Annotated in this window: 6 protein-coding genes; 3 read left to right on the plus strand and 3 right to left on the minus strand. The window is 46.9% G+C overall.

From position 1 onward, the window contains the following. Nucleotides 1-153: 153 nt before the first annotated feature. Together C7Y66_RS19295 and C7Y66_RS19300 are read left to right on the plus strand one after the other, a co-directional pair. The gene (locus C7Y66_RS19295) at nucleotides 154-450 is read left to right on the plus strand and encodes a hypothetical protein (protein ID WP_015153592.1); all 297 of its coding nucleotides are present in this window, start codon (nucleotides 154-156) and stop codon (nucleotides 448-450) included. A gap of 168 nt (nucleotides 451-618) precedes the next feature. Beyond that, nucleotides 619-1374: a DUF561 domain-containing protein gene (locus tag C7Y66_RS19300; protein ID WP_041462396.1), complete on the plus strand. Its 756-nt coding sequence runs from the start codon at nucleotides 619-621 to the stop codon at nucleotides 1372-1374. Between the two features lie 196 nt (nucleotides 1375-1570). Here C7Y66_RS19300 and C7Y66_RS19305 read toward each other — a convergent pair whose 3' ends face one another. Beyond that, on the minus strand, nucleotides 1571-2734 hold the full coding sequence (locus C7Y66_RS19305; RefSeq protein ID WP_106546818.1) for a DegT/DnrJ/EryC1/StrS aminotransferase family protein: 1164 nt from the start codon (nucleotides 2732-2734) through the stop codon (nucleotides 1571-1573). A gap of 189 nt (nucleotides 2735-2923) precedes the next feature. On the opposite strand from C7Y66_RS19305, the gene fetB reads away from it, so the two are divergent. After that, the gene (fetB, locus tag C7Y66_RS19310; RefSeq protein ID WP_106546819.1) at nucleotides 2924-3700 is read left to right on the plus strand and encodes an iron export ABC transporter permease subunit FetB; all 777 of its coding nucleotides are present in this window, start codon (nucleotides 2924-2926) and stop codon (nucleotides 3698-3700) included. Between the two features lie 109 nt (nucleotides 3701-3809). On the opposite strand, the gene C7Y66_RS19315 is transcribed toward fetB, so the two are convergent. Together C7Y66_RS19315 and treS are read right to left on the minus strand one after the other, a co-directional pair. Then, nucleotides 3810-6200, minus strand: coding sequence for a hypothetical protein (locus C7Y66_RS19315; RefSeq protein ID WP_106546820.1), 2391 nt, complete (start codon nucleotides 6198-6200; stop codon nucleotides 3810-3812). A 350-nt stretch (nucleotides 6201-6550) separates the two neighbouring features. After that, a complete protein-coding gene (gene treS, locus C7Y66_RS19320) occupies nucleotides 6551-9991 on the minus strand; it encodes a maltose alpha-D-glucosyltransferase (protein ID WP_106546821.1) in 3441 nt (1146 codons plus the stop codon). Nucleotides 9992-10179 lie beyond the last annotated feature (188 nt).

Consider the following 10179-nt stretch of genomic DNA (forward strand, 5'->3'; position numbering starts at 1 on the left):
TCCCCCTCTTCCCCTCTGGTCCCTACTCCCTGCTCTCTGATAACTGACAACTGAATTTTGGGTAATACAATACTAGCCTTGACAGAATGCTGGATTTGGGAGAGTTAAGGCAAAAGTTACTTGAAAACCAAGCAAGAGAGGTAATTCCTAGCGATGAACGACCACAATATGCTACAAATCACGTTTTTCTACACTAACGGTCAAATAGAAGCCTTCAATGTGGTTTTGCACGAAGATAATGCTCTGACTCCTCAAGAAATTCATCAGCGGATTTTGAAACATCTGGACAAACCTTGGTGCTTGCTACATTTGCCAGAACAAACGATTTGCGTCAATACATCTTGCTTGCTAAAAGTTGAAGTGAAGCCGACAATGTACGAACTACATGGGGAAGGAGTATTTTCTGATGTGCGGCGCGTAACTGCTCTTTCTCGGAGCGCCCAGCGGTAATTCAGGGGGAGTGGAGAATCGGGAAGACAAGGAAGACAAGGGGGACAAGGGGGACAAGGAAGACAAGGAAGACAAGACGAGAGTGTCCTCATCTTTGCGTGAGCTAATACTAGCTTCAAACCTCCGAGAATGTCACAATATTCCTTTACAGGACACAAGAGAGAAATCATGACCATGCATCCTCTACTCCACCAAGCTTTTGCCCAAGGACGGGCGCTAAAAATTATTAGCGGTTTGAATAACCTCGATCGCCAAAGCGTAGCAGCGACAGTCAACGCAGCCGATCGCGGTGGTGCTACTTTTGTTGATATTGCTGCTGATGTCGAGCTAGTACAGATGGTAAAAGAATTGACAAATTTGCCAATTTGTGTATCAGCAGTCGATCCAGAAAAATTTGTCACCTGTGTAGCAGCTGGTGCAGATCTCATTGAAATTGGTAACTTCGATAGCTTCTACGCTCAAGGACGCAGATTTGAAGCAGAGGAAGTTCTCGCCTTAACAGAAATTACGCGATCGCTCTTGCCTGAAATTACCCTTTCCGTTACCGTTCCCCACATTTTAGAACTCGATCGCCAAGTGCAACTAGCAGAGGAGCTTGTAAAAGCTGGAGCTGATATTATCCAAACCGAAGGTGGTACGAGCAGCAGTCCCGTTCATCCTGGTACGTTGGGTTTGGTTGAGAAAGCTGCACCTACCCTTGCCGCCGCCTACGAAATCTCCCGCGCCGTATCCGTACCAGTGTTGTGTGCTTCCGGTATTTCTAACGTAACCGCACCAATGGCGATCGCATCTGGTGCGGCTGGTGTGGGTGTAGGTTCGGCAATTAACCAACTCAATAGCGAAGTGGCTATGATTGCAGCCGTTCGTAGTTTGGTTGAATCTCTTGCCACTGTTAACCGTCCCGTTTTAAGAACTCAAGGATAGATCCCCCTAAATCCCCCTTACACAAGGACGAGTGGGCAGATCCCCCTAAATCCCCCTTACACAAGGGGGACTTTTGGATTATTGTTTTCCGACTCCTGTACGGGCACACACCTGTGCGCCCCTACGATTCGACTCGTGTACGGGGCGCGTTTACCAAAAAACTTTGCTCTTACAGATATTCTGGGTGAACCCGCCTTTACGTTAAACAATCCTTCAGGCAATAAACGACCTGTTCTTGTGCTTCAGGAGAAAGTTCAGGGAAGATAGGCAGGGATAAAACTTCATGACAAGTTTGTTCCGAGATCGGAAATTGCCCTTGTTGGTAGTCTAAATTTTGATACACAGGTTGCAAGTGTAAAGGCAAAGGATAGTAAACCATCGAACCCACATCTTTTTCTTGTAGGCGCTGGCGGATCTCATCCCGATAATTGCTATTGGACGCACGGCTGTGTGTCCCTACGTCTGGCAAACGAATTGTGTATTGGTTCCAAACTCCCTCGCCGCCTGGTAATTCTTGGGGAAGGACGACACCTGGAACTGGAGTGAGATATTCTTGATAGCGAGAAGCGATCGCCCGTCGTTGTTCGTTCCAAGTATCTAAATAACGTAACTTGACTCGCAAAATCGCTGCTTGTATAGCGTCCAGACGACTATTTAATCCAATATCTTCGTGATAGTAACGATTTTTCTCCCCGTGATTGCGTAGCATTCGCATCTTTGCCGCAATTTCTGGATCGTTCGTCGTCACCGCACCGCCATCGCCACAAGCACCTAAATTCTTTGTAGGGTAGAAACTAAAACAGCCAACATGACCGATGCTACCGACTTTTTGTCCCGCCCACAATGCTCCTGTTGCTTGGGCGCAGTCTTCAATCACAGCAAGTTTGTGGGTTTGAGCGATCGCCATTAGGGCAGTCATGTCAACTGGCTGTCCGTATAAATGAACCGGAATAATAGCTTTAGTTTTAGCTGTAATTGCTGACTCTACCTGAGTCACGTCAAGATTAAATGTTGGCGCGTCAATATCTACAAAGATTGGCTTAGCACCGACAGCACTAATAGTCTCAGTCGTAGCAAAAAAAGAAAAGGGCGTGGTAATCACTTCATCTCCAGCCCCAACACCTAACGCCCGCAATGCTAGCAGCAGTGCATCCGTACCGGAATTACAGGCGACGCACTCAGACACATTTGTATATGTGGCAAATTCTTGCTCAAAGTTAGCAACATTTGCCCCACCGACATAACCGCCAGAGGCAAGTACTTTGAAAACAACATCATTAATTTCAGTTGCAAGATCCGTATATTGCTGCGCCAGATTTAAGATAGGAACGCGAGTAGATTGAGTCACGCTTTGAACCATAAGTTTTTCTACTAGTTAATCAAATCAGAAGTTGTATCGCAAGAAAATGGCAAATTGGTTGTTAGTCATTGGTAGTTGGTAGTTGGTAGTTGGTAAATTTTCCTCGGCTCCCTTGTCTCCCTTGTCTCCCTTGTCTCCCTTGTCCCCCTTGTCCCCTCACTCCTCACTCCTCACTCCTCACTCCTCACTATGGACACTCTAATTAGACTCGATTTAGTAGATTTTGTTCTGGCTGTAGCGCTGATGGCGATCGCAATAGGGCTATCGGCTGGGCAGCGTTTGGGCTTAGAGTGGAGTTTGGCGATCGCGACGGTAAGAACGATCTTGCAACTGTTCGTTGTAGGAGCGATTTTAGATATTATTTTTCGGCTAGATAACCCTTGGGCAGTGCTAGCGGTAGTGCTGGTGATGCTGACAATTGCGGCTGTAGTGTCTCGCAACCGGATTGGCAAAAAGATTCCTCGCTTGCTACCGCTAGTTTGGGTTTCAATATTTGTCAGCACGGCTTTTACTTTAAGCTATGTCAACCTGCTGATCGTTCAACCGCAGAAGTGGTACGAACCGCAATATATCATTCCTTTGGCGGGAATTATTCTAGGAAATGCGATTAATGGGGCGGCGATCGCGGGGGAGCGTCTTGTCAGTACAATTAATGCCAGCCAGCTAGAGATTGAGACTCATTTAAGTTTAGGTGCGACACCCCAACAAGCTGTAGCTCAGTACCGTAAAGATGCTATCCGCGCTGGGTTAATTCCAATCCTGAATCAAATGATGGTCATCGGTATCGTTACCCTTCCAGGCATCATTACAGGACAAATTCTCAGCGGCGTGAGTCCCCTCGATGCTGCATCCTACCAAATTTTAGTCATGTTCATGCTTGCCTTCACTAACTTAGCCACAGCAATTCTCGTTACCCAAGGGCTTTGTCGCCAATTTTTCAATTCCGCCGCGCAGTTGGTTCGGTGAATTGGGGAGTCGGGAGTCGGGGACAAAATTCAAAATTCACGCATTGGGACAAGGGGGACAAGGGGGACAAGGGAGCAACTACCAATTACCCATTACCCATTACCACAACTCACTGCTCGCTACTCACGTTCTTAGGTGTATAAGAATGCATTTGCCCGCCATCAGAAGCATAAATTTGTAGGGGTAGGCGAGTCGCGTTGCTAATGCCTTCGAGAACTTGCTTGAGGGTGCGATATTGAGTCGCAATATCAGCTTGAGCTTTTGAGTCAGCCCTGAGTCTGGCGTTGATAAATGTTTTCTCGACAGCCTGTTCGTAGCTAGAAGTCAACTGAACGAAGATTTGTTTGTTATCTAACTTGTATCTACATACCCGAATTCTACCGGAGCAAGCGCGATCGAGGTCGGCGCGAACTTTTTGGGTGAGATTAGCGCCTTGCAGGTTGCTGTTAGCTTGTTCGAGCTTCGCGGTATAAGTATTAATTAGCGATCGCGCTCGGTCGTAATACTGAGTCCCACTAGGAATCTGTTGAGCGAAGATTAAAGCCTGTCTCCAGTTGGTTTGAGCTGTAGCAAATTGATTTTGTTGTTCTTGCCGTTCGGCAAGTTCGGCGGAGTTTACTGCTTGGGAAAATGCTTTGGTGGATATTGTTTCTTTGGCAACGCGATCGCTAGCTGCTTGAAGTTGAGGGCGATATTGTGCGAGTAGTTGCTGTGCTTGTTGGTAAGTTGTACTCGATTGCGGAATCGAGCTCAGATTATCTACTGCGTTTTGCCAATTGGTACGAACTATTTGCCAAGCTTGTAAAGATCGCGCCGTTAGTTGCTGTTGTTGTGCTGCCTGCGCTGAACTTTGCGCTTGGGGAAATTTTTGAAATGCTTGTTGCTCCGCTTGCATTTTCTGCTCTACAGCCTGCAAGCTGCCTCGGTACTCAGTAGTTTTTTTCTGTGCTAAGGGATATAGATCGCTATCTTTAGGAACCGCAGATAAAGAGGCGATCGCTCTTTGCCACAAGGCTTGGATGGCGCGCCAATCTTCCAAAGAGCGGATGGGTTGTTTCAGCTTGTTTGCTGCTGTATCGCCTTCTTCCAACGCCGCCAGCACTCGATCTATATTAGTGGCTCGATTGGCGATCGTACTGGAAAAATTTTGTGCTTCCTGGTGGCGGCTCGACCAAGGTGGAATTTGTTTGAGTAGGTTATTTGCGTCTTGCAGTTGTTTTTCAGCATCAATTAATTCCGATCGCTGCTTGGCTCCTTGTACGATTCGATTTGACTCTTGATATAACTGCTTTGCTGTTGCGAACTGCTGACACCTACCAATCGTACAGGGGCTAGATAAGACATATGCACTGCTAAAGAATGCTACGATTGCGACTCCACCTCCAGCAATTAGCGCCGCCCGAGGAATTTTTGTCTTGGCTGCTTTCGGCAATCGCTGTAAGGGTAAGACAGGGTAGGGAAGTGTAGCTGTATTGATGTTTGTAGTGGAGTCTGCTGTTGATTCTGCTGTTGATTCTGCTTGAGTTGCTGGTTCAGGCTTAGCGATTGTTTCTAACCGTTGCTCGAAAGATCGCGATCGCCAGGTTTCGCTAGACGTTTCCGGTGAAGAAGTTGCTGGGCTTAAACTTGACGTTTCGACGGGTACATCTTCTCGATTGACAACAGGCGTAGATTCTGCTGCCGGAGCCTCCTTGATTTGAGGTTCCTCGACTGGAGGCTTTAATGGTTGTGGGGAGGATATGGGATCGCTCTTCGTCTCAGTTATGGAATCGCCAGCAGTAATTTCAGCCTCATCTTCTGTTGACGGTTCTGCTGCTTCTGTAGGAGAAGATAATTCTGGTGCTGCTGGTGCTGCCGGAGTGCGATCGCTAGTCGATAAATCGATGTTATTGGCTGCTAGTGGCTGTTCTGTCGTAGTTGCCAGTGGTGTTTCAATGACAACAGGGCTAGTGGGCGGCTCTGACTCTTCTACGGCAGGAACAAAAGGCGCAGGTGGTGTTTCAATGACGTGACTAGCTGGTAGTGGCTCTTCTACTGTAGGAATTGGGGGTGCTGGCGGTTCATCTACGATGCTGCGATCGCCTGAGAATGGCTGCACCACAGGCGGAGATAATTCTGTCTCGGGTGGAGAGACGGTTGTTTCTGAAATAATGGGGGAAGGCTCATTTAATATCACCTGAGAGTCAGGAGCCACCTCCACTGGTTCTAAAGTGATATCGTGTTGAGCGTAAATTTGTTTTTGCCCCGCCTCTCTCAAATAAACCCTGACCGACTGAACTGCTTGAGGACGTAGAGACTGTAAAGCCTGCCCAATTGCAGTAAAAGTTTTATCAGTATTGAGATTGACTTGTGGTGGGTGTTGGCTCAAAATCACTAAAGCACCGTCGTCGCCGATCGCGCAACCGACTTTCAGGCGATCGACTTGAGAAAACTCAGTTTGCAAGCGTTGGTATAGAATTCGCTCTAAAACTTGTAAATCTTCTGGCTTTGCTAGTTTCATATAACTTATAGCTTCTTATAGCTTGCTTGTTGTGATACTTATATTTGTATGATGTTAGCGATCGCCACCTAAGTGTACTCGTAGCAGCATTTACGCTCCTGTTATCGACTGCGATCGCCCGATAAGATTATTCTTCGAGCAACGACCGTAAGGCTGAGATTGCGATGATTTTACATTAAAAATCTATCAAAAGCTGCGTGAAGCGTCTTTCTTTAAAAAATTAATATCAAGTTTTATCAATTTTTATTTGCAGTAGAGACGCACTAATGGAAATCGAGCGGATAATTCAGCAACTAGTAGTAGGGGCGCACAGATGTGCGCCCCTACTACAGGAATTGCTAGAAAAAACCTTAAGTATCCAACAGTTGCAAAATCCGCCCCAAGGTGATCTCTACCCAGTCGAGGCGGGAATTGAGATCGTAGCCCAAGCCGTGGATTGCTTTTTCTAAGAGGTAAGCATCTAGCAGAACTTGTAACTCAGTCTTGGTTTTGGGTAAGAAAGAGTCTTGAGAAGCGATCGCCAGATATGAATTGAGGAAAGCCGCACCGACGCAGGTAGACCAAAACTGCGCCCATTGCTGCATGACGGGTAAATTCTCTGTACGAAGCATTCCGCTTTCAATTTCGTTGCGCAGTCCAACGTTAGCAGCGTAATGAAAAGACTGCAACATATTGGCAACATCGCGCAAAGGAGAGCGTTTGATCCGGCGATCGCTTAAACTGCGTCCCGATTCTCCTTCAAAATCGGAGATGATGAAGTCTTTACCCGTATAGAGTACTTGTCCCAAATGATAATCGCCATGACAGCGAGTCCGCATAGCAGTAATTTTTTGGTTGAGGATCAGTCCAAAGCGCTCCATGATTTGCTCTTGGCGATTCAGGACATCTTGAGCTAATTCTTGGGCGTGTGGTGTCAGCGTTTTTAAACGTTGTCTGAGAACGATGAGGACTTGTCCCGCGAGATTGCGGGCTTGTTGGTAAATGGAACGTTGGTAAAATGTCGAGAATGGTTCTGGAGTAAATCCAGAATTGTCGCCATCAGCAGCAAGGGCGATATGCAGTTCTGCTGTCGATTGTCCCAAAATTTGAGCGCTGTCTAAATAAGAACCGATGGTTCGATTAGCCAAAGAAAATGGCTCGAACTCTTCTTCCTGAGTCCCCAGTACAGGCGCACTGCCAATCGCCCCTACCGACTCCCGACTCCCGACTCCCGACTCCCGACTCCCCATATCGATCAGATTTCCCCCAGGTATGGGGATCTCAGTCATTTCTGCATGTTGTGTTGTGACTAACTCAAAGTAATCTCGCAGGCTATCGAGGGTATATTCCCAACCACTACGGGTATCGCGGATGTATTCCTGTAATATCCCTACCGTAACTGGTGTTGTTGACGGACGGTGATATTCGATCGCTCCTACTAATGGGGCAAAGTGTTGCAAGCGTTTTTTCTCGCCCAAAAAGCGGCGAATTTCGAGATCTGGGTTAATTCCTTCTTCTTGCTGGCGGAAGAGTTTGAGTACGAGATGGTTGTTGGGGTTAGCACCGTTAGCACCCAATCCCTCGTAGACAATAAAAGTCTTGCCCTGTTCTTGCTTTAATACTGTCGGTTCTAGAGGTTTTTTACCGTTGTGACTCGCTTGAGGATAGAGATCGGTAGCACTTGCCATGAGTTCCCCTGCCATACCTTTATACTGTCGCTGACAGGCGATCGCCTCAATCAACGAGGCAAGAAAACTTTTATCTGCGGTGGCTTCAAATAATACGCCGAATTTATCTTTCCCTTGCACCAACAAATTAGCGACGATCGCACTGCGGTTATCTGTTAAAGTCTGTGTTGCTTGTTCTCCCTCGGCATAAGCCAGCAGCATCAAGTAAGTTTCTGGATCGCCCTGCACGTAATCTACCTGCAACCAAACGGCTCTGGCTTCGGTATTTTTGTAGGGGATGGCAATAACTTCGGCGATTTGTACCGCTTGAATTATCCGAGTTTTAGGATTGAACCAGGAACAAGTAGAAAGGTATTCTGGCAGTATAGCTTCTAGTCTGACTCTTAAATCTCGTTGGGCAAATATATTTTGCCACTTGTTGTTGACAACCAATGTCGGTAACTCTGCTTGAGGTTTGACTGGTTGAATTTCACTTGGTTTCGCACTCAAGCTAAACCAATAAAAGGTATAGGGACTGATACTGAGGAAGTAGGGGCGATCGTCAATCGCTGGAAACTCCGTGCGACCAAAAATTTCTACTGGAGTCGTACCTTTAAAAGCTGATAAATCCAGTTCCACTGTTTGCACGAAGCGAGACAGATTTGCCACCACTAGAATATGTTCGCCTTGATAAGTGCGCGTAAAGGTAAGCACTTTGCGGTTCTCTGGATGTAGTAATTCAAAACTACCGCGTCCGAAGGCTTGGAAACGCTTGCGGGTGGCAATTAAGCGTTTCATCCAATACCAGAGAGAATTGGTATTAGCCCGTTGTGCTTCAACGTTGATGGCGGCGTAGTGATATTCTGAATCAATAATCACAGGCGAGTATAACTTTTGCGGATTGGCGCGGCTGAAACCAGCATTGCGATCGGAACTCCACTGCATCGGTGTCCGCACGCCATTGCGATCGCCTATATATACGTTATCTCCCATGCCGATCTCATCGCCGTAGTAGAGTACGGGAGTGCCAGGAAGGGAGAGTAACAGACTGTTGAGTAATTCGATTTGACGGCGATCGTTTCCGAGTAGGGGTGCGAGACGGCGACGAATTCCCAAATTCAACCGCATTGCTGGATCGCGGGCGTAGACTCGATACATATAATCTCGGTCTTCATCCGTCACCATTTCTAGCGTGAGTTCGTCATGGTTGCGCAAAAACAACGCCCACTGACAGTTATCGGGAATTGTTGGCGTTTGTTGCAAAATATCAAAAATGGGGAAGCTATCTTCCATCCGCAGCGACATGAACAAGCGCGGCATTAGCGGAAAATGGAAGTTCATGTGACACTCATCTCCATTTCCGTAATATTCTGCTGCATCTTCGGGCCACTGATTTGCCTCAGCTAGCAGCATTCGGTTAGGAAATTTGGCATCTACCCGCTGGCGGAGTTGTTTGAGGAAAACATGAGTTTCATCTAAATTTTCGCAGTTCGTTCCCTGCCGTTCGTAGAGATAAGGTACGGCATCCATCCGCAGCCCATCAACACCCATACCCAACCAAAAATCTAGCACGTCAAACACGGCTTCTCGCACGGCTGGATTATCGTAGTTAATATCGGGCTGGTGAGAGTAGAAGCGGTGCCAGTAGTAAGCTTTAGCTACTGGGTCCCAAGCCCAATTAGAAGTTTCAAAATCTTGGAAGATAATCCGCGCTTCTTGGTATTTCTCCGGCGTGTCACTCCAAACGTAAAAATCTCGTTCTGGACTGTCTTTAGGCGCACGTCTCGCTCTTTGAAACCAAGGGTGCTGGTCGGAAGTATGGTTGACGATCAATTCTATAATGACGCGAATGCCCCGTTGGTGGGCGGCTTTCAAAAATTCGCGAAAATCATCTAAATTACCGTAAATTGAATTAACATTCTTATAATCGGCAATATCGTAACCATCATCTCTGAGTGGTGAGGGAAAGAATGGTAGTATCCAAACTGCGGTAACGCCTAAGTCTTGGAGGTAATCGAGTTTTTCCGTCAGCCCCCGGAAGTCACCGATCCCATCACTATTACTATCGGCAAAGGCGCGTACAGGCACTTCGTAGATAATGGCATCTTTGAACCAAAGGGGGTCATCTTTTAATACGTACTGCATGTTCTCGCTAGTTGTATTCCCAAAAACCACTGTTTCAAGTTATTGAGTCTAGCGCGATTTCCACAAGTACCCAGAGAGGGAAATTTAGGCATAGGGACGGGTTTCTTGTAGGGGCGGGTTTAGCAGATAAAATTTCGGTTGTAGTAGCAGATGTTTGGTCAAAACCCATTCCTACCTCATTTTCTACC

Origin of the sequence: Chroococcidiopsis sp. CCALA 051, from assembly GCF_003015105.1 — a bacterium.
In the GTDB taxonomy this organism is placed as follows: Bacteria; Cyanobacteriota; Cyanobacteriia; order Cyanobacteriales; family Chroococcidiopsidaceae; genus Chroococcidiopsis; species Chroococcidiopsis thermalis.